Source organism: Mycobacterium kubicae (genome assembly GCF_015689175.1).
Taxonomy (GTDB): domain Bacteria; phylum Actinomycetota; class Actinomycetes; order Mycobacteriales; family Mycobacteriaceae; genus Mycobacterium; species Mycobacterium kubicae.
The window spans coordinates 4,325,733-4,352,673 of record NZ_CP065047.1 but is presented as its reverse complement, the minus strand read 5'-3'; the positions used below and the strand labels follow the sequence as shown (position 1 = coordinate 4,352,673).

The window sequence follows — 26,941 nt, the reverse complement described above, 5'->3', positions numbered from 1 at the left end:
CACGTGTCAAAGGAGACAAGTCATGGCTGAAGCCGTCATCGTCGAGGCAGTGCGTTCCCCGATCGGTAAGCGCAACGGAGGGTTATCCGGAGTCCACCCGGCTGAGCTGTCGGCGCAGGTGCTCAACGGATTGGCCCAGCGGGCCGGCATCGACCCCGAGATCGTCGACGACGTCATCTGGGGTTGCGTCATGCAGGCCGGCGAGCAGGCCCTCGACATCGGCCGCACCGCGCTGCTGGCCGCCGGGTGGCCCGAGACCGTGCCGGGCGTGACCGTCGACCGTCAGTGCGGATCCAGCCAGCAGTCGGTGCACTTCGCCGCCGCGGGTGTGATCGCCGGGCACTACGACGTGGTCGTCGCCGGTGGAGTGGAGTCGATGTCGCGCACGCCCATGGGCGCCTCGCTGGCCAATGGCGGGCGGCCCTATCCCGAGACGTTCCTGAGCCGGTATGAGGGCAAGATCCCCAACCAGGGCCTGGGCGCGGAGATGATCGCCGAGCGGTGGGGATTCGATCGCGTCGCACTGGACGAGTTCTCCCTGGGCTCGCACGAAAAAGCAGGCGCGGCACAGGATTCCGGGGCTTTCGACGACCAGATCGTCGGTATCAAGGACTCCGACGGCAACGTCGTGCTCAAGGACGAGGGCATTCGCCGGGGCACCCCGATGGAGAAGATGGCGTCGCTGAAGCCGGCGTTCAAGGAGGACGGCGTGATCCACGCCGGCAATTCCTCGCAGATTTCCGACGGGTCGGCCGCGCTGCTGTTCATGTCGGACGAGAAGGCGAAGTCGCTGGGGATGAAGCCGATCGCCAAGGTGCACACCGCGACGCTGGCCGGGGCCGACCCGGTGATCATGCTGACCGCGCCCATCCCGGCAACGCAGAAAGTGCTCAAGCGCTCTGGTCTGTCCATCGACGACATCGGCGCCTACGAGGTCAACGAGGCGTTCGCACCGGTGCCGCTGGCGTGGCTGCGCGACATCGGCGCCGACGAGAAGAAGCTGAACCCCAACGGCGGTGCGATCGCGCTCGGCCACCCGCTCGGCGGGTCGGGGGCGCGGCTGATGACCACGTTGCTGTACCACATGCGGGACAAGGGAATTCGTTACGGCCTGCAGACCATGTGCGAGGGTGGTGGTCAGGCCAACGCCACCATTTTGGAACTGCTGTGACAGACGTTGACGACGGCGCTCAACCGGCAGCGCTGGTCGAGCGCCGCGGCAACGTCATGGTCATCACCATCAACCGGCCGCAGGCCCGTAACGCCGTCAACGGCGCCGTCAGCATCGGCGTCGGGGACGCGCTGGAAGAAGCCCAGCACGACCCCGATGTGCGCGCGGTCGTCCTCACCGGCGCCGGCGACAAGTCGTTCTGCGCGGGTGCGGACCTCAAGGCGATCTCGCGGCGGGAGAACATCTACCATCCCGAACGCCCGCAGTGGGGTTTCGCCGGATACGTGCACCACTTCATCGACAAGCCGACCATCTCCGCCGTCAACGGCACCGCGCTGGGCGGCGGCACCGAGTTGGCGCTGGCCAGCGATTTGGTGGTGGCCCACGAGCGGGCCCAGTTCGGCTTGCCGGAGGTCAAGCGCGGGTTGATCGCGGCCGCCGGTGGCGTGTTCCGGATCGTCAACCAGTTGCCGCGCAAGGTGGCGATGGAACTGTTGCTGACCGGCGAGCCGCTGACTGCCGCCGATGCGTGGGAATGGGGCCTGGTCAACCAGGTGGTCAAGGAAGGCTCGGTGCTGGACGCCGCGCTGGGCCTGGCCGCGCGGATCACGGTGAACGCGCCGTTGTCGGTGCAGGCCAGCAAACGAATCGCGTACGGAGTCGACGGGGGCGTCATCGCCGACGAAGAAGTGAGTTGGCAGCGCACCATGCGCGAGATGAGCACCCTGATGCGGTCCGAGGACGCCAAAGAGGGGCCGTTGGCGTTCGCCGAGAAGCGTGAGCCGGTTTGGAAGGCCCGCTAGCGCGTCAGCTGGCCAGGATGTTGACGCCCCAGCGGAACACGGGGGGCAGCAGCGTGGCGGCCGGGACGATGGCCCGCCGGGTCGCGCGCGGCGTGCTGGCCAACACCAGGCCTCGGGTGAGCAGCCGGTAATCCCGGGTGACCCGATGCCAGGCCGCCTCGTAGGACTGCGGTGCGTCGTCGACGATGGCCCGGACGGCCGCCGCGGCCTGCTTGACGGCCAGGCTGATCCCTTCGCCGGTCAGCGCGTCCTCATACCCGGCGGAGTCGCCCACCAACAGCACTCGCCCGGCGACGCGCCGCGAAACCACTTGGCGCAGTGGGCCGCAACCGCGCGCCGGTCCCCGCTGCCCGCCGCGCAGGTGGGGGGCCAAGGTGGGGAACCAGTCCAGGGCTGGTCGCCGATTCGACAGGATCGCCACCCCGACCAGATCCGGCTCTACCGGCGTCACGTATGCCTCGCCCCACCGGGACCAATGCACTTCGACGAACTTCGACCACGCCGGCACCCGGTAATGCCAGCGCAGGCCATGGCGGCGCGGGGTGCCGGCGGTGGCTTTGATGCCCACTGCGCGCCGGACCGGCGAGTGCAGGCCGTCGGCGCCCACCAGCCAGCGCGCCCGCACCCCTCCAGCCGTCACCCCGTGCGCGTCTTGGTCGACCGCGGTGACCCGGGTTCGGATCCATTCGGTGTCCTGCTCTTTGGCCCGCGCCGCCAGCGCGGCGTGCAGCGTGGTTCGTCGCACCCCGCGGCCCGGGCCGGTGCGGAATCGCGCTTCGGCCCGACGGTGTCCGCTGACGTAGGCGATGCCGCGAAACGGCATTCCCGCCGGGTCCACGCCCAGCGACGTCAGCTCGGACAGCCCGCCGGGCATCAAGCCTTCACCGCACGCCTTGTCCGGGTTCTCCCGAGGCTCGGCGATCACCACCGACAAGCCGTGGCGGCGCGCGTGCAACGCGGTGGCCAGGCCACCGGGTCCACCGCCGACGATCAGCAGGCGGTGTCAAAGGTGCTCATGTGTAACCGAGGACCGAATTCTCCACCCGTAGACGCACACTGAGCAGGATCGCATTGGCCACCGTGAACGTGACGGCCGTCAGCCACGCGGTGTGCACCATCGGCAGCGCGAACCCTTCGACCACCACTGCAACATAGTTCGGGTGGTGCATGAAGCGGTAGGGCCCGCGGACCACCAGCGGCGCGTGCGGCAACACGATCACCCGGGTGTTCCAGCGCTTGCCCAGCGACGTGATGCACCACCAACGCAGTCCCTGGCACAGCGCCAACAGCGCCACCATCGGCCAACCCAGCCACGGGATGAACGGGCGATGCAACGCCCATGGTTCGACGGCGCAGCCCACCAGCAGCGCGGAGTGCAGAACCACCATGACGCCGTAGTGGCGCCGGCCGAATTCTTTGCCACCTTGCCGGAACGACCAGCGCGCGTTGCGCTGGGCTACCACCAGCTCGGCGAGGCGCTCGACGGCGACCGCCAGGATCAGCAGGTAATACATAAACCTCGCCCTACCACCTCAGGAGCGCTCCGGATCGGAAGTTCGAACATAATCCGGGTCACGGCCGCGGCGCCGGATCGGTTCAACCGCTTCGTTGCAATCCCCAGCGGGCGGGGTACCTAACCCGAGAGACGGTCGCAGGCGCGCTTTCGGCCGTGCAAGTGCCCGAAGCGTCGACGGATAGGTTCACAACATGCGGATTCTGGTGACAGGTGCCACCGGTTATGTCGGTTCTCGCCTGGTCACGGCCCTGTTAGCAGACGGACACGAGGTACTGGCCGCGACCCGGACCCCGGCCCGCCTCAAACGGTTCGGCTGGTCGAAGGACGTGGTAGCGGTCAAGCTGGACGCCTCGGACCCGGAGTCGGTGCGTGCGGCCCTGGCCGACGGATCGATCGACGTCATCTATTACCTGGTGCACGGGATCGGGCAGGCCGACTTCCGCGAGTCCGACAACAAGTCGGCCACCAACGTGGCCATCGCGGCGCGCGACGCCGGCGTGCGGCGCATCGTCTACCTCGGCGGCTTCGTCCCCGAGGACGAGGCGCTGTCCGAGCACCTGGCCAGCCGGGCCGAGGTGGCCCAGGCCCTGACCATCGAGAACGGCCCCGAGCTGGTGTGGCTGGGGGCGGCGATCATCATCGGCGCGGGGTCGACGTCCTTCGAGATGCTGCGTTACGTCGGTGACCGGTTCCCGCTCATTCCCGCCCCGAACTGGATGGACAACCCGCTCGACCCGATCTCCATCCGCGACGTGCTGCACTACCTCGTCGCCGCGGCCGACCCCGACCAAGTACCCGCGGGTGCTTACGACATCGCCGGGCCCGAGACGACGTCCTACCGCGACCTGATCAAGGCGTATGCCCGCATCTCGGGCCGGTGGCGGGCGGCGTTGCCGGTGGTGGGGATCGACACCTCACTGGCGTCATGCATCACCGGACTGATCCTGCCGGTGCCCCAGGGCCTGGCCGAGGACCTGGTCGAGTCGCTCGATCATCCGATGGTCGCCTCGGCCAGCCGGTTACGCGACTTGGTGCCCGACCCGCCGGGCGGGCTGGTCAGGACCGACGACGCCATCCGGTTGGCGCTGAAGGGCACCCGCCAGGGCGCACGGCCGGTCAACGCCCTGCCCGATCCGCATTACCTGGCCGACACCGATCCGGACTGGGCCGGGGGCGACGCGTTGCGCATCCGGCGGCTGGCCCGAACGGTGGTGCCGCGCATCGCTCGGCCGACGCTGGGCTTGGTCAATCTGGTTCCGGGCCCGGTCGCCGGTGCGCTGCGAACCGGCCTGGATATTCTTGTCACGTTGACTCCGAAAGTTCGGCCTGCATGAGCCAGACGACCACCCCGCAGCGCACCAGTGCACTGCAGGAAATTCGTCGTGCGCTCGTCAACGTGGCTGTGCCGCATCACGAACCACCGGGGGTGGTGCGCCGGCGGCGCGTGGTGGTGACGATCACGCTGGTGGTCGGAGCCGCGATCTTGGGTCTGTCGCTGCGGCAACGTCCCGGCGACCCGATTTTCTACTGGCTGACCCTGGCGCTGGCGGGCGTCTGGGTCATCGGCTCGGTCGTGTCGGGACCACTGCATCTGGGCGGCATCTGCTGGCGCGGCCGCAACCAACGCCCGGTCATCACCGGCACCGGGGTCGGTCTGCTGCTCGGCGGCGCTTTCGTCGTAGGCGGCCTGATCGTCCGGGAGATCCCGCCCATCGCCGCCCTGATCACCCGCGTGCTGCAATACGAACACCACGGATCGTTCCTGGGGATCGTCGCCATCACGCTGATCAACGGCATCGCCGAGGAGATGTTCTTCCGCGGCGCCCTCTATACCGCGCTGGGCCGCCACTACCCAGTGGCCATCTCGACCGTGCTGTATGTCGGAGCGACCCTGGCCAGCGGTAACCCCATGCTGGGCTTCGCCGGCATCATCCTGGGTGCGGTGTGCGCGCTGGAGCGCCGGGCCACCGGCGGAGTGCTCGCGCCGATGCTGACCCACTTCGTGTGGGGCCTGATCATGGTGCTGGTCCTGCCGCCGATTTTCGGCGTCTAGTTATCCGGTCCGGCAACCTTGCGCGCCAGCGCCCGTAGCGCGGCGGCATGCACCGGGCGTAGCGCGTACCAGTACATCCGGCCGCCGATCCCGCGCGGGAAGACGATGGCCCGCTGGTGGTAGGTGCTGCCGCCGCCCTGGCGCGGTTCGACGCTGATGTCCAGCCAAGCCTGTACGGGGGCGCGAGTCTCTGACTGCAGCCGTAGCCTGGTCCCCGGTTCCTGGTGGACGATGCTCCACTTGCGGCCGCGGCGGCCCGGGCCGAAGGGGAACGAGAACCACCGGCCATCGACGGCCGCCGCCGTTTTTTGCACGTCATCGGGATCGGTATCGGACACCGCGGTTTGCGTATCGGTGTAGACGACTTCACCCGCCCAGTCCGGATCGCTGGGCAATGCTTCGGCCGGCTCCTTATCCAACGGTTCCCACGTCGTGTCGGCGACACCGTCGCGGGCCCGGTGTAAGGCCAGTTCGACGGCGCGCCGATAGGGAGTCAATCCGTCCGGCGGCGGCTTGATGATGGTGTCGATGTCGGAGTTGTGCATCACCGCGTCGACCTCCAGCGATTCGACCAGCGGCCGGGCCAAACCGCCCGGGATGGGCGTCACGTTGCCCACCCAGAGGCTCGCGATGGTCGGGGTGAGCAACGGGAGCACCAGCATGCGACGTCTGCGCAGACCCGCTACCTCGGCGTAAACGCGCATCATGTCGCCGTATTGCAGCACGTCCGGGCCGCCGATATCCCACGTCCGCGACGACGGCACCTCAGCGGTCGCCGCCGCGACCAGGTAGTACAGCACGTCGCGCACCGCGATCGGCTGAATCTTGTTGTGCACCCACTTCGGTGTGGTCATCACCGGCAAGCGGTCGGTGAGGTGGCGGATCATCTCGAACGATGCCGACCCCGATCCGACCACCACACCGGCCTGCAACACCACCGTCTCGATGCCGGATTCGATCAACACGTCGCCGACTGCCGTCCGCGACTTGAGATGCTCGGAGAGTTCGGTGTCTTCTGGATGCAATCCGCTGAGGTAGACGATGCGGCGCACCCCGGTGCGCTGCGCGGCCGTCACCACATTGCGGGCGGTCTTCTCCTCCTCGGTGACGAAATCTTTCGACCCGCCCATCGAATGCACCAAGTAGTAGACGACGTCGACGCCGTCGAACGCCGACACCAGCGACCCGACATCGGTCAGGTCAGCTTTGGCCACCTCGACCCGCGGGCGCCACGGCACATCGTCCAACTTCTCCGGCGTCCGTGCCAAAGCGCGCACCGCGTGTCCCGCATCCAGCAGGCGCGGCACCAGCCGGCCGCCGATGTAGCCGGTTGCCCCGGTCACCGCGCACCGCAGCTGTCCGTCCGAATCGGGTCCTGATTGTTCCTCGCTCGTCACGAGATACAGGATTGCCGCTTTGGCGCGGATGAAAAGTAGTGGGCTTTACGAATCGGTGAAGGCGGGGGAGCGGCGCTCCTGAAAAGCCCTGGCGCCTTCGCGGAAGTCGTGGGCGGCCAACAACGCGGACTGTCCGTCGAACTCACGCTCCAGCGTGGCTTCCAGCTCGGTGAGCGTCGCGGCGTTGATCGCGGCTTTGGTCTTGGCGAACGCCACCGCCGGCCCGCCCAGCAAGCGGGCAATGACCCGGTCGACCTCGGCCTCGAACTCCGCGGCGGGGTACACCGCACTGACCAAACCCCAGGACAGGGCTTCAGCGGCGGGCAACCGCTCGGGTAACAGCGCCATCTGCATCGCCCGGATGCGCCCGACCGCCGCTGCCACCAACGTCGACGCCCCGCCGTCGGGCATCAACCCGATCTTGGTGAACGCCAGCATGAAAAACGCGTTCTCCGAAGCCAATACGAGGTCACACGCCAGCGCCAGCGAAACGCCGACACCGGCCGTCGCGCCCTGCACCACCGCGACCACCGGGTGCGGCAGCGCGGTGATGGCCCGCACCGTCCGGTTGATCTCGGTGATGGTGGCCGTCCGGGGCCCGCCCCGGGCGATGTCGTCGGCGCTCATGCCCGCCCCGGAGCTGAAGCCGCGGCCCGCGCCGCCCAGCCGCACCAGCTTGACGCCGGGATCGGTTGCCGCCCACTCCATCGCGTCGGCGATTCCGGCCAGCACCTCCGTCGTCAACGAATTGAGGCTCTCGGGGCGGTCGATCGTCACCGACAGCACACCGTCGGCCAACTCGACGCGAAGACCGGCAACCGCTGCGAGGGTGTCGATCCCAGAATCCGGCATGAGCTTCACCCTAAGCCAGAGGGCGGTGCGCGGGCTTCGGCGGCGGCTGCGAAGATGCCAACGACGTCAAAGCAGACGAAAGGTCATACACCATGGCGGGACCGCTGAACGGATTACGTGTTGTCGAACTGGCCGGCATCGGGCCGGGCCCGCACGCGGCAATGATCTTGGGAGATCTGGGCGCCGACGTGGTGCGCATCGATCGGCCCTCCACCGGTCCGGGCGGTGTGGCCAAGGACGCCATGCTGCGCAACCGGCGCATTCTGACCGTCGACCTCAAGTCCGAAGAGGGCCGCGACACGGTACTCCGGCTGGTTGCCAAAGCCGACGTGCTGATCGAAGGCTTTCGTCCCGGCGTCACCGAACGCTTGGGCTTGGGACCCGAGGACTGCGCGAAGGTCAACGAACGGCTGGTGTACGCCCGGATGACTGGGTGGGGCCAGACCGGGCCGCGCAGCCAGCAAGCCGGACACGACATCAACTACATCTCGCTCAACGGCATCCTGCACTCCATCGGCCGGGCCAACGAACGGCCCGTCCCACCGCTGAACCTGGTCGGTGATTTCGGGGGCGGCTCGATGTTCCTGCTGCTCGGCATCCTGTCCGCGCTGTGGGAGCGGCAGAGTTCGGGCCAGGGACAGGTGGTGGACGCCGCGATGATCGACGGATCCAGCGTGCTGGTCCAGATGATGTGGGCGATGCGGGCATCGGGCATCTGGACCGACGTGCGCGGCACCAACATGCTCGACGGCGGCGCCCCGTACTACGACACCTACGAATGCGCCGACGGGCGCTACGTGGCGGTCGGCGCCATCGAGCCCCAGTTCTATGCGGCCATGCTGACCGGGCTGGGCTTGGACGGCGCCGACCTGCCGCCGCAGAACGACCTCACTCGCTGGCCGGAACTGCGCGCGGTGCTGACCGAGACATTCGCCAAACACGACCGCGACCACTGGGTGAAGGTGTTCGCCGACTCCGATGCCTGCGTCACGCCGATTCTGGCGTTCGGCGAGGTGGAGAACGAGCCGCACATCACCGAACGAAACACGTTCTACGAGGTGAACGGTGGGCTGCAGCCCATGCCCGCGCCGCGGTTCTCCCGCACGGCACCCGGCGAGCCGCGGCCGCCGGCGGCGCCGCTGACTGATGCGCAGGCCGTCCTGGACGACTGGGTATAGTCCCCAACCAACCAGTAGGTCGGGCTCATTGTCGAGGGAAGGATTGGCATGGAAATCAGGGACGCGGTAGCGGTCGTCACCGGAGGGGCTTCGGGCCTGGGGCTGGCCACGACGAAGCGGCTATTGGACGCGGGCGCTCAGGTCGTCGTACTGGACCTGCGCGGTGAAGAGGCGGTTGCGCAGTTGGGGGAGCGCGCGCACTTCGCGCAGACCAACGTTACCGACGAGGCTGCCGTCGCCAAGGCGCTGGACACCGCGGAGGCGCTGGGTCCGGTGCGCATCAACGTCAACTGCGCCGGTATCGGCAACGCCATCAAGACGCTGTCCAAGGACGGCCCGTTCCCGCTGGACGGGTTCAAGAAGGTCATCGAGGTCAACCTGATCGGCACGTTCAACGTGCTGCGGCTGGCGGCCGAGCGGATTGCCAAGACCGAACCGCTGGGTGAAGAGCGCGGCGTGATCATCAACACCGCGTCGGTCGCCGCGTTCGACGGTCAGATCGGACAGGCCGCCTACTCGGCGTCCAAGGGCGGCGTCGTGGGCATGACGCTTCCGATTGCCCGCGACCTGTCGCGCGAACTCATCCGTGTGGTGACCATTGCGCCGGGATTGTTCAAGACCCCGCTGCTGGGATCGCTGCCCGAGGAGGCGCAGAAGTCGTTGGGCAAGCAGGTTCCGCACCCGGCGCGGCTGGGAGATCCGGACGAGTACGGCGCGCTGGCGGTGCACATCATCGAAAACCCGATGCTCAACGGTGAAGTGATCCGGCTGGACGGCGCCATTCGGATGGCCCCACGCTGAATTAGCCCCGGAAAACGGAAAGCCCCCCGCAATTGCGGGGGGCTGACACCGGGAGGAAACCTCTAATTATCGACGGAACCATCGGGTGATGTCCGGTTCGGCCATGAGGAGCCGCGCTAACACGCCCATGATTTACCTCAGCTTGCTGTCTGGAGCGGTTGCCAGTCTTCGAACTGCTCGGAGGTCTCACCTTCCACCAGCATGTCGCCGTGGTAGAGAGCCTCGAAGTCAGCCTTGATGACGTCGGCACTTGAGTCGTCGATCCACATGACATTGAGCCTAAGAGCCACCATTAAGGATTCGGTGAGCCGCGGTTCGCAATTTGGTGGCAATTCTTACCGGTCAGTAGGTTGCCTCGCGGTCGCGCAAGGTTACCCATTTCGGCCGCTGTTGAACCATCGCTGACGGGGGTCCGTGTCTAGGCCAGGCGTTGTTTGACACCTGTAAGTTAGCGCTGATAAGTTACCGCGGATATGGTGCCGGTCCGGGACCCGGCGCCTGCGGGTGGAGGGACGCACCATGCTGCAACGGATCGCTCGACTGGCCATCGCGGCGCCGCGGCGAATCATCGGCATAGCCCTCCTGGTCTTCATCGCCGCCGCCATTTTCGGCATCCCGGTCGCCAACAGTCTGTCTCCCGGCGGATTTCAAGATCCCGACTCCGAGTCGGCGCACGCGATCAGCCTGCTGACCGACAAGTTCGGCCAAAGCGGTCAGCAGATGCTGATCCTGGTCACCTCGCCGGCGGGCGCCAACAGCGAACAGTCCCGCAAGGTGGGCACCGACATCGTGGACCAACTGCAACGGTCGCCGTTGGTGTACAACGTCGCCTCGCCCTGGACCGCGCAGCCGCAGGCGGCGGCAGGTTTGGTCAGCACCGACGGCAAGTCGGGATTGATAATCGCCAATCTCAAGGGTGGCGAGAACGACGCGCAAAAGAACGCCAAGACGCTGGCCGACGCGTTTGTCCACGACCGCGACGGCGTCACCGTCCGAGCCGGCGGCTCGGCAATGGAGTATGCGCAGATCAACAAGCAGAACCAGGAAGACCTGCTGGTCATGGAGATGATCGCGATCCCGCTGAGCTTCCTGGTGTTGGTGTGGGTGTTCGGCGGCCTGCTGGCGGCGGCCTTGCCGATGGCCCTGGGCGCGCTGGCCGTCGTCGGTTCCATGTCGGTGTTACGGCTGGTCACCTTCACCACCGAAGTGTCGATCTTCGCGCTCAATCTGAGTACCGCGCTGGGCCTGGCCCTGGCCATCGACTACACGCTGCTGATCGTCAGTCGCTATCGCGACGAACTTGCCGAGGGCGCCGACCGCGACGAGGCCTTGGTCCGGACCATGGCGACCTCCGGTCGCACCGTGCTGTTCTCCGCGGTCACCGTCGCGCTGTCGATGTCGGCGACCGCGTTGTTCCCCATGTACTTCCTCAAGTCCTTCGCTTACGCCGGTGTGGCGACCGTGGCGTTCGTCGCCACCGCCTCCATCGTCATCACCCCGGCCGCCATCGTGCTGCTCGGCCGCCGGCTGGACTCGCTGGACGTGCGCCGATTGGTGCGGCGGATATTGCGGCGCAGCGAGCCGATGCACAAGCCGGTCGAGGAACTGTTCTGGTATCGCTCGACCAAGTACGTGATGCGGCACTGGTTCCCGGTGGGGGTGGCCGTGGTGGCGCTCCTACTGCTGCTCGGGTTGCCGTTCTTAAGGGTGAAGTGGGGCTTCCCGGACGACCGCGTGCTGCCGAAAACGGCGTCGGCGCATCAGGTCGGTGACCAGCTGCGCACCAACTTCGCCAACGATTCCGCGACGGCTATTCCGGTGGTCATTCCCGACGCCCGCGGCCTCAACCCGCCCGACCTGGACAACTACGCCGAAGACTTGTCCCGGCTGCCTGACGTGTCCTCGGTAGCGGCCCCCGGCGGGACGTTCAAGGACGGACACCTGATGGGTCCGCCGGCGGCGGCCACCGGAATGGCTGACGGGAGTGCATTTCTCACCGTGAGCAGCACCGCGCCGCTGTTCTCCAAGGCCTCGGACGCCCAACTCAAGCGGCTGCACGAGGTGGCGGGGCCGGCCGGCCGGTCCGTCGAGTTGGCCGGCGTCGCGCAGATCAACCGCGACAGTGTCGACGCGGTGACCAACCGGCTGCCGCTGGTACTGGGACTGATGGCCGGCATCACGTTCGTGCTGCTGTTCCTGCTGACCGGCAGCGTAGTGCTACCGGTCAAGGCGCTGGTGTGCAACGTGCTGTCGTTGACGGCGGCCTTCGGCGCGCTGGTGTGGATCTTCCAGGACGGTCATTGGGGCGCGCTGGGCACGACGCCGAGCGGCACGCTGGTCGCCAACATGCCGGTGCTGCTGTTCTGCATCGCGTTCGGCTTGTCCATGGACTACGAAGTGTTCCTGGTCTCCCGGATCCGCGAGTACTGGTTGTCCTCGGGCGCCGCCCGGCCCGCCAAGCCGCGCGCGGCGGCGGCCCACGCCGCCAACGACGAAAGCGTGGCGCTCGGCCTGGCCCGCACCGGCCGCGTCATCACCGCCGCCGCGCTGGTGATGTCCATGTCGTTCGCCGCCCTGATCGCCGCGCACGTCTCCTTCATGCGGATGTTCGGCCTGGGCCTGACGCTTGCGGTGTTCGCCGACGCGACCCTGGTCCGCATGGTGTTGGTGCCGGCGTTCATGCACGTGATGGGCCGCTGGAACTGGTGGGCCCCCAAGCCGCTGGTTTGGTTGCACGAGCGATTCGGGATCAGTGAGGCGGGCGCCTTCGAGGACCGTCGCGCCGGGCCGGATCGCTATCCGGGCGATGAGGCCGAGACCGTGCGGCTGGAGGGTGTGCGCGATCAGCGGGAGCTGCCGGCCCGGGTGACGCGCGATGGTTGACGTGTCGGTGGGCGGCCTGCGCCGCCAGCGTGCCCCGCGTGGCTCGGGGGATCGGCTCCGACACGAGATCCTGGACGCCGCGATGGAGTTGCTGCTGGAGACCGGCCAGGTGCGGGCGGTGTCCATCCGCTCGGTGGCCCAGCGCGTCGGTGTCACCTCGCCGTCGATCTACCTGCATTTCCAGGACAAAGACGCGTTGCTCGATGCCGTGTGCGCGCGGTATCTGAGCCGGCTCGATCAAGAGATGGAACAGGCCGCCATGGGGCAGTCCTCGACGGTGGACGTGCTGCGCGCACAGGGCCTGGCCTACGTGCGGTTCGCGCTGCAGACTCCGGAACTGTACCGGCTGGCGACCATGGGGGAGCTGCGGCCGGGCAGCAATGTCGATATGGCCCTGGACAGCTCGGCGTTCCGGCACATGTGCGCGTCGGTGCGGACGTTGATGGACGAAGGTAGGTACCGCAGCGACGACCCGACCACCATTGCGCTGGAGTTGTGGACCGCCGCGCACGGTGTGGCGGCCTTGTTGATCGCCAAGCCGCACCTGCCCTTCGGCGACGTGGAGGCCTTCGCCGACCGCGTGCTGGGCGCGGTGTTGTGTGGCCATATGGTCGCGGGCCTGGTCGGTTCGGACGCGACCTCCGCGCAGCTGGTGGACTGGGTGGTGCGGCGGGCTTCCGGGGAACCGGGACTATGACGACGGCGTGCACCGTCGACCACCCGTTTTTCGCCCGGATCTGGCCGCTGGTCGCGGCCCACGAAGCCCAGGCCATCCGGAAGCTGCGGCGAGAGAACCTGACCGGCTTGTCGGGCCGGGTGCTGGAAGTCGGCGCCGGCACCGGCACCAACTTCGCCCTCTATCCCCCCACGGTTCAGGAGGTCGTGGCCGTGGAGCCCGAGCCGCGGCTGGCTGCCCGCGCCCAGGCGGCAGCCGCGGAGGCTCCGGTCCCCATCGAAGTGGTGGGTCAGACGGCCGAGCAGTTCGGTGACCGCGAACCCTTCGACGCGGTGGTGTGCTCGCTGGTGTTGTGCTCGGTCGGCGAGCCCGATGCGGTGTTGCGGCGCCTGTATTCCCTGCTGCGCCCGGGTGGGCAGCTGCACTACCTCGAGCATGTGGCCAGCCCCGGTGCGGCGGGCGGGCTGCAACGGTTCGTCGACGCGACGTTTTGGCCGAGGTTGTTCGGTAACTGCCACACCCACCGCGAGACCGAGCAGGCGATCGTCGAGGCCGGGTTCTCGGTGCAGACGTCGCGGCGCGAGCTGACGATGCCCGGTTGGCTGCCGTGGCCGGTGTCGGAGTTGGTGCTCGGGCGGGCGCGCCGAGTTAGCTCTGGCGCAGCTACTTGAGCAGCGCGGGCAGCCGCTCGAGCAGCCCCGGCAACGCGATGCTCGCCGACTCGCGGATGCTGAGCGTGACACTGCTGGTCAGCGGTGTCGGCTCCGGGTTGACCTCGATCACCGCCGTGCCCGATGCCAAGGCCAGCTCCGGAAGCCCGGCCGCCGGATAGACGATCGCCGACGTCCCGACCACGACCATCACATCGGCGGCCTGCGTCGCCTCAACCGCCTGGCCCCACGGCCCCTGCGGCAGCGCCTCGCCGAACCAGACGATGTCCGGGCGGATCAGGCCGCCGCACCGGCAGACCGGCGGGTCCACTTCGATCGCGGGCTCGGTCATCACCGGCAGCGGATCGGTGTAGGAGACACCGCAACGCGCACAACGGAATTCGAACAGGTTGCCATGCAGGTGATGCACCGGATAACTGCCCGCGCGTTCGTGCAGATCGTCCACATTCTGGGTGATGACGGTGACGTCGGCCTCGTCCTGCCAGTCCGCGATCGCCCGGTGACCGGCGTTCGGTTGGACGTCGCCGACCAGGTAGTGGCGCCACAGGTACCAGCCCCAGACGCGCTCGGGATTGCGCTCCCACCCTTGGGTGCTGGACAGCTCGTAGGGGTCGAAGCGGGCCCACAATCCGTTCTTGTCGTCGCGGAAGGTGGGTACGCCGCTTTCCGCGGAGATTCCCGCGCCGCTGAGCACCGCCACGCGCATCCCACAAACATAGCCGGGCTTGGGCAATACTGGTTGTGTGGAGCTGCGCGATTTATTGAAGGTCGACGTCAAGGCGGGCAAACCGCTGTTCGACCAGCTCAGAACGCAGGTGATCGACGGAGTGCGGGCCGGCTCGCTGCCGCCGGGCACGCGCCTGCCGACGGTGCGGGAACTGGCTGGTCAGCTCGGCGTGGCCGCCAACACCGTGGCCCGCGCCTACCGCGAGCTCGAGTCAGCGGCCGTCGTGGAGACCCGGGGCCGCTTCGGCACCTTCATCTCCCGCTTCGATCCCACCGACGCCGCGATGGCGGCCGCGGCGAAGGAGTACGTGGATGTCGCCAAAGCGCTGGGCCTGACCAAGTCCGACGCGATGCGCTACCTCACGAACGTTCCGGACGACTGAACTCCAGCAGCGTCAAGCACGGCCGCAGCGGGTCCAACACCGGCAGCCGATAAACGGTTGAGAGGGCGGCGTTGACCAACCGGCCGCGGGCCGGCGGCAGATGGACGTCGCGGACCGCGCTGACGCCGGGCACCGTGTTGACCAGATCGGCGGCCTGCGCGACGGACAGGCTGAACGGCATGGTCGGCACCTTGTAGCGCAGCGAGGTCCGCATCATGCCGAGCCGGCTCCAGGCGCTGAACCAGCGTGGCGGCAGATCGAAGAGCATCCGCCCGCCGGGGAACCGCTGCGCGCACGCGGCGATCAGGCCCAGCGCCTGCTCGGGCTGCAGGTACATCAGCAGTCCCTCGGCGCTGACGAACACTCCCTGCGCCGGGTCCACGCAGTCCATCCAGGTGTAGTCCAACGCCGACTGCGCGCACACCGACACCCGTGGTGACGTCGGCAGCAACCGGCTGCGGATATCGATGATCGGCGGCAAATCCACTGTCAGCCAACGGAATTCGCTACCCGGGAGTGCGGCCTGCAGCCGCCAGAAGCTGGTTTGCAGGCCTTCGGCCAGCGCCACGACGGTGGCCTTGGGATGGGTCACCAGGTACGCCTGGGTTTGGGCGTCGAAGGCCCGCGCCCGCAGCGCGATGTCCTGGTGGGTGGGCCCGAACTTGGCGAAGTCGAAGTCGATCGAGTCGACCAGGGCGACCGCCAGCGGATCGTCGAGCACCGAGTCCGGGCGGCGGGCCTCGGTGGCGCGGGCGTTGAGCGTCAGCAGCGCCGTCTCCGAGACGCCGGTGAGGCTGACCCGCTGTCGCGCGGAATCGCCGTCGGGGGTCATTTCAGCACCTTGGCCAGGGTGCGCAGGTTCCGGGTGGTGGTCGACGACTTGTACCGCTTCTTTCCCATGGTCTGGCCGATGGTGCTGTCCAGCGTGCTGCCCTTGGGGACCTGCCAGTAGATGACGCCCTGGCCACGGCCGATCTTCTCGTCGGGCCCTCCGGTCAGTGCGGCAAGCTCGTCGAGCACCGCTTCGTCGGAGACGAAGGTGACGTAGGACTGGTAGCCGTCGACTTCGCGGTCGAAGGGGTAGGCGGCGTCGATGTCCCGAACGGTGTCCAGGTCGTAGGCCAGCACCCAGGCGTCGTAGCCGAACCTGTCCCGCAACGCGGCCTCGGCTTTCTTGCGCACCGCCGTGACACTAGACGACGACTCGAGGACGACGTTGCCGGTGGCCAGGACGGTGCGCACGGCGGCAAAGCCGGCGTCGGTCAAAGCAGCGGCCACCTCGGCCATCTTGAGATTGACCCCCCCGACATTGACGCCGCGCAGAAACACCGCGTACTTCGTCATGGTGCTGATTCCATCAGGCCACCGGAGAATGCCGCAACGGCGACGTAGGCTTTCGACATGGGCCGCCACGTCTTCGACGACAAACTGCTAGCCGTCATCAGTTGCAACTCGCTGGGAGTGCTGGCCACCATTAAGCGGGATGGCCGCCCCCAGTTGTCGAACGTGTCGTATTACTTCGACCCGCAGAAGGTGCAGCTGCAAGTTTCGATTACCGAACCGCGCGCCAAGACCCGCAACCTGCGGCGCGACCCGCGCGCGTCGATCTTGGTCGACGCCGACGACGGCTGGTCCTACGCCGTAGCCGAGGGAACCGCCGAACTCACGCCTCCCGCGGCCGCGCCCGACGACGACACCGTCGAGGCGTTGATTGCCTTGTACCGCAACATCGCTGGCGAACATCCGGACTGGGACGAATACCGGCAGGCGATGGTCACCGATCGGCGCGTGGTGCTGACGCTGCCGATCTCGCACGTGTACGGCCTGCCGCCGGGTAAGCGTTAGGCTGCTGGTATGGCCGAATCGAAGTCCCCGGAAGACGCCGCACCAGAGGACGACACCAAACGCAAGTTCCGGGAGGCGCTGGAACGCAAGACGGCCAACTCGTCGGGGAAATCTGAGCACAAGGCCGGTGGCGGCAAGCAGTCGCGGGCCCACGGTCCAGTGGAGAACCGCCGGGAGTTTCGCCGCAAGAGCGGCTAGTCCAAACGGCTTGGCACACAGGGCATTAGCCGTGTGCCGCGGTGAAAAAGCTGACCGAAGGGTCGGCCTGGCCCGGTCTGCCGCGCAGGCTCCCGCGGGTGCTGGGGTGTGCGAAGCTCACCTGCGACGGGTCGTTCTGGTATGCCCAATCGGCCACGATGGTGCGGTTCCGGAACTTCCACTGGCCGTCGTGCCGGGTGTACTCGTCGAGGTACCGGCCGCCGATGATGACGTCGACGTCGTGTTCGGCACCGGCGAAGGTGTGGAACACCAGGCAGTAGATTTCGCCGCGGGCGGTGTCGGTGTCGATCACGAAGTTCGTCGTGGTGATGTTGTGTTGGGAGACACGCACATAGGGTTCTGCGGCCTGGAGTTGGGCGATGAACTCTTCGACGCCACCGGTCGAGAATGAGCCGTGCGAATCGACCGCATCGGGGTGATACAGGCGGCGCAGTGCTGCATAGTCAGCGCGGTCGACGGCCCGACAATAGGCGGTGACGAGTTGATGCAGTTCATCGCGGGCCAGCAGCTGCGCCAATCTGGCCTCGTTCACCACCTGGCCACGATAACTGTGGGTGGCGTCCCATCGAACGGTAAGCGGTTCTAGGGTATGGAGCGGAAGGTGAAGAAAGGTCGTTGACATTGAAGCTGTGGCTAGCTCAAGAATCTGAGGCCGACAGGCTCCTGGCCGAAAATCCCTTCGCCCTGCTTGTCGGGATGGTGCTTGATCAGCAGATTCCCTTGGAGAAGGCGTTTCGCGGACCGAAGGTGATCGAAGAGCGCATGAGCCTGGCCGGGCCGAAGAAGATCGCCGACCGGATGGGCGGCTTCGACGCCGCCGACATCGCCGACTACGACCCGGACAAGTTCGCCGCGTTGTGCTCGGAAAGGCCTGCGATACATCGCTTTCCAGCCGCCATGGCCAAGCGGATCCAGGCGCTCGCACAGATCATCGTCGACCGCTACAACGGCGATGCGGCCGCCATTTGGACCGCTGGAGAGCCGGACGGCAAGGAGTTGCTGCGTCGCCTCAAAGGCTTGCCCGGCTTCGGCGAGCAGAAGGCCCGCATCTTCCTGGCACTGCTGGGCAAGCAGTACGGGGTGACGCCGTCGGGCTGGCAGGAGGCCGCCGGTGAGTTCGGCAAGCCCGGCACGCACCTGTCCGTCGCCGACATCGTCGACGCGCAATCCCTGGGGAAAGTGCGGTCGTACAAGAAGCAGATGAAAGAAGCGGCCAAGAAAGTGCCCGAGAAAGTGCAAAGAAAGGCGGCAACGTGAAGACCCACATCACGTGTCCGTGCGGGGAAGCCATCACCGGCAAGGACGAGGACGAGTTGGTCGAGTTGACCCAGGCCCACCTCGCCGACGCTCATCCGGGCTTGGAGTACGACCGCGACGCCATCCTGTTCATGGCGTACTAGTCCCCGTCCTGCCGCGAGCGTGCGTGTCTGCACAGCGACACGCCGCAACACGCGTACAACCGCGCACGCTCGCGCCGGAAGAACTCAGGGCACCACCGTCGAGCCGATGGTCGGCATGAACTGGCACTGCCGGTCTTTGGTGGTGACTTGGCCGAAGATGGTCGACATGATGCTGCCCGAACCCGTGTCCACGATGGCGGTCAACGTCGTCGGTCCCTCGCCGTTGATGTCGGTGCGCGGTTTGAGCGTGGCAGTGCCGGACTTACCGGTGGTCAGGTTGACCCAGGTGACGTTGAGCGGCAACTTCTGCACCTCGGCCGGTCCGGGCGTGCCGACCGCGGTGAAGACATAAGCGGTCTGCCCGGGCCCGGGCCCCGGGGTCGGGATGGTGGCCGGCCCGGCCACTGACAGGGCGGTGGCCAGTGCGCTCGCGCCGTCGGCAAGGCAGTTAGTGCCGATCGAGGGGTACATGAAGTCCTGGGTGGGCGGCGCGTCGGGGCCGAAGCCGGGGGCCGCTGCGGGTGCGGGAGCCGGCGCGGCTTCGGGTCCCGGGGCGGCCTGCGGTGCCGGGGCAGGCGCTGGGGCCGGTGCGGCTTGTGGTGCCGGGGCAGGCGCCGGGGCCGGTGCGGCTTGCGGTGCGGCTGGCGGTGCGGCCGGGGCCGGCGCCGAAACGGGTTCGGCGGCGGGTGCCGGCGGCGGGGCGACCGGTGGCACAGCTTGCGGCTCGGTGACCGGTCCTGGACCCGCGGCATGCACCGGGTCGACTCCGGTCGGTATGTGGGCCAGCGTGCCGGGCTCCACGCCGGCCGGCGGGAGGTGCGGAACGGCCCCTGCGTCCGGCGGTGTCGCCGCGGCCGGCGGCGGGCCGGGCCGGTGTGCTGTGGGGTTGGCCGGATCGGCCACGAAGTGGTTCACCGACGAAGCAACGTTCTTGGCCTCGGTGGGCGCCGTCGGGTTGTGGGTGAAGGCTTGCGCCGCGGCCATCAGCAACTGGGTCGCCTGACCGGGGTTGCTGGCCGCTTGCTGGATGATCGGGCTCAATTCGGTCAACGCTGGCAGTCCCGGCAGTTGTTGGGCGGGGTTGGGCGGCGGCGTCGCCGGGTCGGCTGCCGCGCCCGGGCACAGCCCGAACGCGGCAGCCGCTGTGACGACGACTGCGGCCAAACCTTTGGACGGACTCCAAGCGTTTGCCACGGTGAATTCTCCCGGTTTCAGTAGTTGTCAGCGTTGGTTAGCGAGCTCAGGGAATGGCGGCGAGCAGCGTCTGCGGTTGCGACGGAGCAGCCGGTGCGGCCGGTGCGGCCGGTGCGGCAGCGGCCGGCACGCCCGGAATGGCGCCGGAAAGCCCCGGCAGACCAGCCTGAGCCAGCCCAGGAATCGCCGACGCCAACCCCGGAAGCGAGGCCGCCGGAGCCGCCGGAGCGGCCGGAGCCGCGGGCGCGGCCAGTCCCGGAATCGCCGACGCCAACCCCGGAAGCGAGGCCGCCGGAGCCGCCGGTGCGGCCGGAGCCGCGGGAGCCGCCGGTGCGGTGATCCCCGGGATGGGTGTGGTGACCCCAGGAATGGCGGGGTTCACGGCCGGGGCGGGGGTGGCAGGTGCGGCCGCCGCCGGTGTGAGGCCTGGGATCGGGGTGTTGACGCCCGGAATGGACGGCACCGACGCCGGAGCGGGAGCCGTCGCGGCCGGTGCGGCCGGGGTCAGTCCGGGCAGGGACAGCCCACCGAGAGAGGCGGGGGCGGGGTCCGGCGCCCGCTGCGCCCCGCTGAGCGGGGGCGTGGCGCCCAGCGCGGTGGCGAGGTTCTGCAGGATCTGCGGCGCGTTGGCCGCCGAGGCGATCAACTGCTGAGGAATGTCGGTTCCCGGTGGCGCGGGCGCCGGGTCGGCGTGCGCGATACCGCCGGTGAGTAGTGCGGCGGACGAACCGACCAATACAGCGGCGGCTCGAACGTAAGTCCAAATGGTTGGCATGACTCTCCCTGGTTGTCGATGACAGGCCCCCCACAGGACCTGAGTGCCGAAGCTATCGCGGTACAGGAGTGACTCAAGTGACACGTGTGGCATTTATGTGATCGTTATTGATACGAGCGACGGCGGTGACCGGCCACCTGGGATTCGTGTCCGGACCGTGATCGAAGCTCGGCGCGCGCGGTGCTCGCTAAAGTCGGGCAGATAGACACGACTTCAGCCGCCCCGGCGGCACGCCCGACCCAGGCTTGGCGGACGGCCGCAGCGCTACTGTTGCTGGCCAGCATCGCGGCGCGGTTGGCCTGGACATACCTGACGCCGCACGGCGCCAACTTCGTCGACCTGCACGTCTATGTCGGAGGCGCGGCGGCTTTGGACCATCCCGGCACGCTCTACGACTACGTCTACGCCGACCAGACGCCGGACTTTCCGCTGCCCTTCACCTATCCGCCGTTTGCGGCCGTCGTCTTCTACCCGCTGCACCTACTGCCCTTCGGCCTACTGGCCTTCCTGTGGCAGCTGGTCACGATGGCCGCGCTGTACGCATCCGTGCGCTTCAGCCAGCGGTTGCTGGGCGTACCCGCCGGGTCCGGACAGCGCAGCGCCATGGTCTGGACGGCCGTCGCTATTTGGATCGAGCCGATGCGCAGCACGTTCGACTACGGACAGGTCAACGTGCTGCTGATGCTGGCGGTGTTGTGGGCGGTCTACACGATGCGGTGGTGGGTCTCGGGTTTTCTCGTCGGCGTGGCGGCCGGCATCAAACTGACGCCGGCGATCGCCGCGGTCTATTTCGCCGGAGCGCGCCGCTGGGCGGCCGCCGCGTTCAGTGCCGCCGTCTTCGTAGCGACCATCGGCGTGTCGTGGCTGGTCGTCGGCGACCAGGCCCGCCACTACTTCACCGACCTGCTCGGCGATGCGCACCGCGTCGGGCCGATCGCCACGTCGTTCAATCAGTCTTGGCGAGGCGCGATTTCGCGGATCCTGGGTCACGACGCGGGCTTGGGCCCGCTGGTGGTGGCGGCAATCGCGGTGACGGCGGTATTGGCCGTGGCGGCCTGGCGGGCGCTGGACGGAACTGACGTGCTGGGTCGGCTGCTGGTGGTGGAACTCTTCGGCCTGTTGCTGTCGCCCATTTCGTGGACGCACCACTGGGTCTGGTTGATACCGCTGATGATCTGGTTGCTGCACGGGCCGCTGCGCGAACAACTCGGCGCGCGCGTCCTGGGCTGGGGCTGGCTGGCGCTGACCCTCATCGGCGTGCCCTGGTTGCTCAGTTTCGCCCAGCCGACGATCTGGCAGATCAGCCGGCCGTGGTACCTGGCCTGGGCCGGTCTGGTCTATGTGGTGGCGACGCTGGCGACGCTGGGTTGGATCGCCACGACGCGGCGGGTGGCGCGCTAGCCGCCGACGATCCCGTCGATATCGCGTGCCATGTCGACGTCTTTTTGCGTGATGCCGCCCTCGGAATGCGTCACCAGCGCGAAAATGACTGTGCGCCAGCGGATATCGATATCGGGATGGTGATCTTTGGCTTCCGCATGCTCACCGATGCGGCGCACGGCGTCGATGCCGGCCAAAAACGTCGGAAACTTGACCGATCGGCGCAGGGCGCCGTCGGCACGCTCCCAGCCATCGAGGTCGGGCAGTGCGGCGTCTACTTGCTCGTCCGTTAACACAGCCATGGTTGCAACCGTACCGCCACCGGCCGGCGAATATTCGCAAACTGACCCGGGCAGCAGGTCTGGTCGGTTAGCCTTCCCGACTGGGGGTCCGGCTGATCAGCTGGACAATACGAATGAAGTGCTGGGGGACTTGATGTTTCGGTCTTGGATCATCGCTGTGGTGGCCGCCGGCGGCCTCGCCGTGGGCGCACCCGCTGCTGCTGTCGCAGCACCCGGGCCCGGGAGCATAGCTACCACCTCGGCGTGCCCGTCGGGCAGCTACGAAAACTCCAGCGGCACCTGCGTCCCACGGCCGAACAACTCTGACACCGACGTTTCGGCCGTCTGCCAGGACGGCTCCCATTCGCACAGCCAGCACCGCAGCGGGACCTGCTCGGGTCACGGCGGGGTGGGCCAGTGGTGCCCCTGCTCGTTCGCCTCCGGTCAGCCCAGTACCGGCCGTTCGCCCGAAGCCGACTTCTAGGGGTCTTGTAGCGTCACGGGCCATGGCCACCCAGATCGTCGTAGCCGGGGCCATCATCGCCGGTGCCAAGGTCTTGGTGGCGCAGCGGCTCGCGCCCCCGGAGCTGGCCGGCCGTTGGGAACTGCCCGGCGGCAAGGTCACCCCGGGGGAGACCGAACCGGCCGCGCTGGCCCGTGAGTTGGCCGAGGAATTGGACCTCCACGCCACCGACGTGGCAGTGGGCGAGCGCCTGGGCGAGGACGTCGTACTGAACGACTCCATGACGTTGCGCGCCTACCACGTTCGGCTGCTGCGCGGTGAGCCCCGCCCACGCGACCACCAGGCGCTGCGCTGGGTCACCGCCGCCCAACTGCATGACGTCGACTGGGTGCCGGCGGACCGCGGCTGGCTACCCGACCTGGCCCGAGCGCTCTAAGCGATCGCCGGGCCGAAACCACAGCCCATTTGCAGAAAACCTCCAGGGCCACTGAAGGTAGCAGGCGTCAACTGTTGACGTATGGCAATTAATTTGTCGAGACCTACGCGCGGGGTGCCTGAACCCGATCTCGAGGCATGCCGTTAACACGTAGGAGGACCACATCTTGACTCTCACCCCACATGTCGGCGGACACCTCGAGGAACTGCTGGAGCGCAGCGGTCGCTTCTTCACTCCCGGGGAGATGTCGGCCGACCTGCGCACGGTGACCCGGCGCGGCGGGCGCGAAGGCGACGTCTTCTACCGCGACCGGTGGAGCCACGACAAGGTGGTCCGGTCCACGCACGGCGTCAACTGCACCGGATCGTGCTCGTGGAAGATCTACGTCAAAGACGGCATCATCACCTGGGAAACGCAGCAGACCGATTACCCGAGTGTCGGCCCGGACCGGCCCGAATACGAGCCGCGCGGCTGTCCCCGCGGCGCGTCGTTCTCCTGGTACAGCTATTCGCCCACCCGCGTGCGCTACCCGTATGCGCGCGGTGTCCTGGTGGAGATGTACCGCGAGGCCAAGGAGCGCCTGGGTGATCCGGTGTTGGCGTGGGCGGACATTCAGGCCGACCCGCAGCGGCGGCGCCGCTACCAGCAGGCCCGCGGCAAGGGCGGGCTGGTCCGGGTGAGTTGGGCCGAGGCCACCGAACTCATCGCGGCCGCACACGTGCACACCATCAAGACCTACGGCCCCGACCGCGTCGCCGGATTCTCCCCGATCCCGGCGATGTCGATGGTGTCCTATGCCGCCGGGTCGCGGTTCTTCGAGCTCATCGGCGGTGCCATGACGTCGTTCTACGACTGGTACGCCGACCTTCCGGTGGCCTCGCCGCAGGTGTTCGGCGACCAAACCGATGTCCCGGAATCCGGAGACTGGTGGGACGCAGCGTATCTGATGATGTGGGGCTCCAACGTCCCGATCACCCGCACCCCCGACGCGCATTGGATGGCCGAGGCTCGCTACCGCGGCACCAAAGTGGTGACCGTCAGCCCCGACTACGCCGACAACACCAAGTTCGCCGACGAGTGGATGCCGTGTGCCGCCGGGACCGACGGGGCGCTGGCCATGGCGATGGGCCACGTCATCCTCACCGAATGCTATGTGCGCAAACAAGTTCCGTTCTTTGTCGACTTCGCGCGCCGCTACACCGACCTGCCGTTTCTGATCAAGCTCGAGCAGCGCGGTGACTTGCTGGTGCCGGGGAAGAACCTCACCGCGGCCGACATCGGCGAAGCGGTCGAGAACGCGGCTGTCAAGCCTGCCATCTGGGACGAAGCGACGAATGCCGTTGTGGTGCCGCACGGTTCGCTGGGCTTCCGCTACGGCGAGGACGGCCTGGGGAAGTGGAACCTTGATCTGGGCAACCTGGTGCCGGCCCTGAGCATGATGTCCGCGCACGCCACGAACGGCGACCGGAGCACCGCACTGGTCGCACTACCCAGCTTCGACACGCTCAACGGCGAGGGCGCCACCGTGCTGCGCGGCGTCCCGGTGCGTCGGGTCGGCGAGCACCTGGTGTGCACCGTGTTCGACTTGTTGCTGGCCCAATACGCGGTGGCTCGGCCGGGGTTACCCGGTGATTGGCCCACCGGTTACGACGATCCGACCCAGCAGAACACCCCGGCGTGGCAAGAGCCGATCACTGGCGTGTCGGCGGGCCAGACGATCCGGGTCGCCAGGGAATTCGCCCGTAGCGCAGAAGAATCCGGCGGCCGGTCGATGATCATCATGGGCAGTGGAATCTGTCAGTGGTTTCACGGCGATGCCATCTACCGCGCCGTGCTGGCGCTGCTGATGTTGACCGGGTCGATGGGACGCAACGGCGGTGGCTGGGCACACTACGTCGGCCAGGAAAAAGTTCGTCCGCTCACCGGGTTTCAGACGATGGCGATGGCCACCGACTGGGTGCGCCCGCCCCGGCAGGTGCCCGGCGCCTCCTACTGGTACGCCCACACCGACCAGTGGCGCTACGACGGGTACGGCGCGGATAAACTGGCCAGCCCGATCGGCCGCGGCAGGTTCGCGGGCAAGCACACGATGGACGTGCTGGCCTCTGCCACCGCCATGGGCTGGAGCCCGTTCTATCCGCAGTTCGACCGGTCCAGCCTGGACGTGGCCGACGAGGCGCGGGCCGCGGGCCGCGATGTCGCGGAGTATGTCGCCGAGCAACTCGGCGCGCGCAAACTCAAGCTTTCGGTCACCGATCCCGACAACCCCGTCAACTGGCCCCGGGTGCTCACGGTATGGCGTGCCAACCTGATCGGCTCGTCGGGCAAGGGCGGTGAGTACTTCCTGCGCCACCTGCTGGGCACCGATGCCAACATCCAGGCGCAGCCGGCGCACGGCGGCGACATCCCCGAAGGCAAGCTCGATTTGATGATGTCGATCGACTTCCGGATGACCTCGACGACATTGGTGTCCGATGTCGTGCTGCCGGCGGCGACCTGGTATGAGAAGGCCGACATCTCCAGCACCGACATGCACCCGTACGTCCACGCGTTCAGCGCCGCCACCGACCCGCCTTGGGAAACCCGGTCGGATTTCGACGCGTTCGGTGCCATTGCCCGTGCCTTCAGCGCAATGGCCAAGCGCCACTTGGGTACTCGCAGCGACGTCGTGCTCACCGCCCTGCAGCACGACACCGCCGATGCGATGGCCTATCCCGACGGGACCGAGCAGGACTGGTTGAGCACCGGTGCTACGCCGGTACCGGGGCGCACGATGGGCACGTTGACCGTCGTGGAGCGCGATTACGGCGCGGTCTACGACAAGTGGCGGAGCCTGGGACCGCTGGTCGACCGGTTCGGGATCACCACCAAAGGCATCACGGTGCATCCGTTCCGCGAGGTCGAGGAGCTGTCTGCGAAGTTCGGGGTGATGAGTTCCGGTGTGGCAGCGGGACGTCCGGCCGTCACCACCGCCCAGCGGATGGCTGACGTCTTGCTGCTGTTGTCCGGCACCACCAACGGCCGCCTCGCCGTCGAGGGCTTCCGCGAGCTGGAAAAACGCACCGGTCAGCGGTTGGCGCACCTGGCCGAGGGCAGTGAAGATCGCCGCATCGACTACGCCGACACCCAGGCGCGGCCCGTACCGGTGATCACCAGCCCGGAATGGTCGGGCAGCGAAACCGGCGGCCGCCGCTACGCGCCGTTCACCATCAACATCGAGAACCTCAAGCCGTTTCACACGCTGACCGGGCGCATGCACTTCTACCTGGCCCACGACTGGGTGGAGGAGTTGGGCGAGCACCTGCCGGTGTTCCGCCCGCCACTGGACATGACGCGGCTGTTCGGGCAGCCAGAACTCGGGTCCCGATCGGAAGACGGAATAGGGCTTACCGTGCGGTATTTGACGCCGCACTCCAAGTGGTCCTTCCACTCCACGTATCAGGACAACCTGTACATGTTGTCGCTGTCCCGCGGCGGTCCGACCATGTGGATGAGCCCGGGAGATGCGGCGAAAATCGGTGTGCGCGACAACGATTGGGTGGAAGCGGTCAACACCAACGGCATCTACGTCTGCCGGGCGATCGTCTCGCACCGGATGCCCGACGGTGTGGTGTTCGTCTACCACGTGCAGGAGCGCACGGTGGACACGCCGCGCACGGAGACCAACGGCAAGCGCGGCGGCAACCACAACGCGCTGACCCGGGTGCGCATCAAGCCCAGTCACTTGGCCGGTGGCTACGCGCAGCACGCATTCGCGTTCAACTACCTGGGCCCCACCGGCAACCAGCGCGACGAGGTGACCGTGGTGCGTCGCCGCAGCCAGGAAGTGCGGTACTGA

At 67.7% G+C, this 26,941-nt stretch carries 29 protein-coding genes and 1 pseudogene; 18 read left to right on the top strand and 12 right to left on the bottom strand.

Going from position 1 to position 26,941, the window contains the following annotated elements; translation table 11 throughout:
- Positions 1–22 precede the first annotated feature (22 nt).
- Both I2456_RS20305 and I2456_RS20300 read left to right on the top strand, forming a co-directional pair.
- Positions 23–1,171 carry a thiolase family protein gene (locus I2456_RS20305; RefSeq protein ID WP_085073545.1) on the top strand — a complete coding sequence of 383 codons (1,149 nt, stop codon included), beginning with the start codon at positions 23–25 and terminating at the stop codon, positions 1,169–1,171.
- A gap of 56 nt (positions 1,172–1,227) precedes the next feature.
- Positions 1,228–1,974 carry a crotonase/enoyl-CoA hydratase family protein gene (locus tag I2456_RS20300; RefSeq protein WP_241008016.1) on the top strand — a complete coding sequence of 249 codons (747 nt, stop codon included), beginning with the start codon at positions 1,228–1,230 and terminating at the stop codon, positions 1,972–1,974.
- A gap of 4 nt (positions 1,975–1,978) precedes the next feature.
- Here I2456_RS20300 and I2456_RS20295 read toward each other — a convergent pair.
- Positions 1,979–2,991, bottom strand: a pseudogene (locus I2456_RS20295) (NAD(P)/FAD-dependent oxidoreductase).
- Positions 2,988–3,488, bottom strand: a complete 501-nt coding sequence (locus tag I2456_RS20290) for an isoprenylcysteine carboxyl methyltransferase family protein (protein ID WP_068027746.1) — start codon at positions 3,486–3,488, stop codon at positions 2,988–2,990. Before I2456_RS20290 ends, I2456_RS20295 begins: the two are co-directional and overlap by 4 nt.
- A gap of 193 nt (positions 3,489–3,681) precedes the next feature.
- On the opposite strand from I2456_RS20290, the gene I2456_RS20285 reads away from it, so the two are divergent.
- Positions 3,682–4,824: an NAD(P)H-binding protein gene (locus tag I2456_RS20285; RefSeq protein ID WP_085073547.1), complete on the top strand. Its 1,143-nt coding sequence runs from the start codon at positions 3,682–3,684 to the stop codon at positions 4,822–4,824.
- Complete coding sequence (locus tag I2456_RS20280; RefSeq protein ID WP_068027753.1) at positions 4,821–5,543, top strand: CPBP family intramembrane glutamic endopeptidase; 723 nt, start codon at positions 4,821–4,823, stop codon at positions 5,541–5,543. The genes I2456_RS20285 and I2456_RS20280 overlap by 4 nt, the downstream gene beginning before the upstream one ends.
- On the opposite strand, the gene I2456_RS20275 is transcribed toward I2456_RS20280, so the two are convergent.
- Together I2456_RS20275 and I2456_RS20270 are read right to left on the bottom strand one after the other, a co-directional pair.
- Complete coding sequence (locus tag I2456_RS20275) at positions 5,540–6,940, bottom strand: DUF2867 domain-containing protein (protein WP_085073548.1); 1,401 nt, start codon at positions 6,938–6,940, stop codon at positions 5,540–5,542. The genes I2456_RS20280 and I2456_RS20275 overlap by 4 nt on opposite strands.
- Before the next feature lie 45 nt (positions 6,941–6,985).
- Positions 6,986–7,792 (bottom strand): enoyl-CoA hydratase, encoded by an 807-nt coding sequence (locus I2456_RS20270; protein ID WP_085073635.1) that lies wholly within the window; start codon positions 7,790–7,792, stop codon positions 6,986–6,988.
- A gap of 92 nt (positions 7,793–7,884) precedes the next feature.
- Here I2456_RS20270 and I2456_RS20265 point away from each other — a divergent pair, with 92 nt between their 5' ends.
- The gene (locus I2456_RS20265; protein WP_085073549.1) at positions 7,885–8,970 is read left to right on the top strand and encodes a CaiB/BaiF CoA transferase family protein; all 1,086 of its coding nucleotides are present in this window, start codon (positions 7,885–7,887) and stop codon (positions 8,968–8,970) included.
- A gap of 48 nt (positions 8,971–9,018) precedes the next feature.
- Complete coding sequence (locus I2456_RS20260) at positions 9,019–9,771, top strand: 3-hydroxyacyl-CoA dehydrogenase (protein WP_085073550.1); 753 nt, start codon at positions 9,019–9,021, stop codon at positions 9,769–9,771.
- A 137-nt stretch (positions 9,772–9,908) separates the two neighbouring features.
- Here I2456_RS20260 and I2456_RS28935 read toward each other — a convergent pair whose 3' ends face one another.
- Positions 9,909–10,040: a hypothetical protein gene (locus I2456_RS28935; protein ID WP_116645888.1), complete on the bottom strand. Its 132-nt coding sequence runs from the start codon at positions 10,038–10,040 to the stop codon at positions 9,909–9,911.
- Positions 10,041–10,290: 250 nt separating this feature from the next.
- Between I2456_RS28935 and I2456_RS20255 the strand changes: the two genes are divergently transcribed.
- The 3 genes from I2456_RS20255 to I2456_RS20245 are packed head-to-tail and all read left to right on the top strand — an operon-like array spanning position 10,291 to position 14,001.
- Positions 10,291–12,654, top strand: coding sequence for an MMPL family transporter (locus I2456_RS20255; RefSeq protein ID WP_085073636.1), 2,364 nt, complete (start codon positions 10,291–10,293; stop codon positions 12,652–12,654).
- Positions 12,647–13,351 carry a TetR/AcrR family transcriptional regulator gene (locus I2456_RS20250; protein ID WP_174814230.1) on the top strand — a complete coding sequence of 235 codons (705 nt, stop codon included), beginning with the start codon at positions 12,647–12,649 and terminating at the stop codon, positions 13,349–13,351. Before I2456_RS20255 ends, I2456_RS20250 begins: the two co-directional genes overlap by 8 nt.
- The gene (locus I2456_RS20245) at positions 13,348–14,001 is read left to right on the top strand and encodes a class I SAM-dependent methyltransferase (RefSeq protein WP_085073551.1); all 654 of its coding nucleotides are present in this window, start codon (positions 13,348–13,350) and stop codon (positions 13,999–14,001) included. The genes I2456_RS20250 and I2456_RS20245 overlap by 4 nt, the downstream gene beginning before the upstream one ends.
- Here the strand turns inward: I2456_RS20245 and I2456_RS20240 are convergent.
- Positions 13,994–14,707 carry an NAD-dependent deacylase gene (locus I2456_RS20240; protein ID WP_085073552.1) on the bottom strand — a complete coding sequence of 238 codons (714 nt, stop codon included), beginning with the start codon at positions 14,705–14,707 and terminating at the stop codon, positions 13,994–13,996. The genes I2456_RS20245 and I2456_RS20240 overlap by 8 nt on opposite strands.
- Positions 14,708–14,744: 37 nt before the next feature.
- On the opposite strand from I2456_RS20240, the gene I2456_RS20235 reads away from it, so the two are divergent.
- Positions 14,745–15,110 (top strand): Rv1152 family transcriptional regulator, encoded by a 366-nt coding sequence (locus I2456_RS20235; protein ID WP_068027784.1) that lies wholly within the window; start codon positions 14,745–14,747, stop codon positions 15,108–15,110.
- Here the strand turns inward: I2456_RS20235 and I2456_RS20230 are convergent.
- The gene (locus I2456_RS20230; RefSeq protein ID WP_085073553.1) at positions 15,088–15,942 is read right to left on the bottom strand and encodes a class I SAM-dependent methyltransferase; all 855 of its coding nucleotides are present in this window, start codon (positions 15,940–15,942) and stop codon (positions 15,088–15,090) included. The two genes, I2456_RS20235 and I2456_RS20230, sit on opposite strands and share 23 nt — an antisense overlap.
- The gene (locus I2456_RS20225) at positions 15,939–16,454 is read right to left on the bottom strand and encodes a DUF1697 domain-containing protein (RefSeq protein ID WP_085073554.1); all 516 of its coding nucleotides are present in this window, start codon (positions 16,452–16,454) and stop codon (positions 15,939–15,941) included. The genes I2456_RS20230 and I2456_RS20225 overlap by 4 nt, the downstream gene beginning before the upstream one ends.
- 57 nt (positions 16,455–16,511) lie before the next feature.
- Between I2456_RS20225 and I2456_RS20220 the strand changes: the two genes are divergently transcribed.
- On the top strand, positions 16,512–16,955 hold the full coding sequence (locus tag I2456_RS20220) for a PPOX class F420-dependent oxidoreductase (protein ID WP_068027812.1): 444 nt from the start codon (positions 16,512–16,514) through the stop codon (positions 16,953–16,955).
- Between the two features lie 9 nt (positions 16,956–16,964).
- Entirely contained in the window at positions 16,965–17,153 is a 189-nt protein-coding gene (locus tag I2456_RS20215; protein ID WP_085073555.1) for a DUF5302 domain-containing protein, read from the top strand.
- A gap of 25 nt (positions 17,154–17,178) precedes the next feature.
- Here I2456_RS20215 and I2456_RS20210 read toward each other — a convergent pair whose 3' ends face one another.
- Positions 17,179–17,709 (bottom strand): nuclear transport factor 2 family protein, encoded by a 531-nt coding sequence (locus I2456_RS20210; RefSeq protein WP_241007767.1) that lies wholly within the window; start codon positions 17,707–17,709, stop codon positions 17,179–17,181.
- An 86-nt stretch (positions 17,710–17,795) separates the two neighbouring features.
- Here I2456_RS20210 and I2456_RS20205 point away from each other — a divergent pair, with 86 nt between their 5' ends.
- Together I2456_RS20205 and I2456_RS20200 are read left to right on the top strand one after the other, a co-directional pair.
- The gene (locus I2456_RS20205) at positions 17,796–18,431 is read left to right on the top strand and encodes an HhH-GPD-type base excision DNA repair protein (RefSeq protein ID WP_085073557.1); all 636 of its coding nucleotides are present in this window, start codon (positions 17,796–17,798) and stop codon (positions 18,429–18,431) included.
- Positions 18,428–18,574, top strand: a complete 147-nt coding sequence (locus I2456_RS20200; RefSeq protein ID WP_068027820.1) for a DUF1059 domain-containing protein — start codon at positions 18,428–18,430, stop codon at positions 18,572–18,574. The genes I2456_RS20205 and I2456_RS20200 overlap by 4 nt, the downstream gene beginning before the upstream one ends.
- 84 nt (positions 18,575–18,658) lie before the next feature.
- Here the strand turns inward: I2456_RS20200 and I2456_RS20195 are convergent, their stop codons facing one another.
- Positions 18,659–19,789 (bottom strand): Rv1157c family protein, encoded by a 1,131-nt coding sequence (locus I2456_RS20195; protein ID WP_276052627.1) that lies wholly within the window; start codon positions 19,787–19,789, stop codon positions 18,659–18,661.
- A 25-nt stretch (positions 19,790–19,814) separates the two neighbouring features.
- Complete coding sequence (locus tag I2456_RS20190) at positions 19,815–20,543, bottom strand: hypothetical protein (protein ID WP_068160197.1); 729 nt, start codon at positions 20,541–20,543, stop codon at positions 19,815–19,817.
- A 180-nt stretch (positions 20,544–20,723) separates the two neighbouring features.
- Between I2456_RS20190 and I2456_RS20185 the strand changes: the two genes are divergently transcribed.
- Entirely contained in the window at positions 20,724–21,944 is a 1,221-nt protein-coding gene (locus tag I2456_RS20185; RefSeq protein WP_085073559.1) for a mannosyltransferase, read from the top strand.
- Here the strand turns inward: I2456_RS20185 and I2456_RS20180 are convergent.
- A complete protein-coding gene (locus I2456_RS20180; RefSeq protein WP_085073560.1) occupies positions 21,941–22,225 on the bottom strand; it encodes a 4a-hydroxytetrahydrobiopterin dehydratase in 285 nt (94 codons plus the stop codon). The genes I2456_RS20185 and I2456_RS20180 overlap by 4 nt on opposite strands.
- Here I2456_RS20180 and I2456_RS29015 point away from each other — a divergent pair.
- From I2456_RS29015 to I2456_RS20165, 3 genes are all read left to right on the top strand, one after another.
- The gene (locus tag I2456_RS29015; protein ID WP_308203675.1) at positions 22,110–22,688 is read left to right on the top strand and encodes a DUF3761 domain-containing protein; all 579 of its coding nucleotides are present in this window, start codon (positions 22,110–22,112) and stop codon (positions 22,686–22,688) included. The two genes, I2456_RS20180 and I2456_RS29015, sit on opposite strands and share 116 nt — an antisense overlap.
- 22 nt (positions 22,689–22,710) lie before the next feature.
- Complete coding sequence (locus I2456_RS20170; RefSeq protein WP_085073561.1) at positions 22,711–23,103, top strand: (deoxy)nucleoside triphosphate pyrophosphohydrolase; 393 nt, start codon at positions 22,711–22,713, stop codon at positions 23,101–23,103.
- Positions 23,104–23,269: 166 nt separating this feature from the next.
- Positions 23,270–26,941, top strand: a complete 3,672-nt coding sequence (locus I2456_RS20165) for a nitrate reductase subunit alpha (protein WP_085073562.1) — start codon at positions 23,270–23,272, stop codon at positions 26,939–26,941.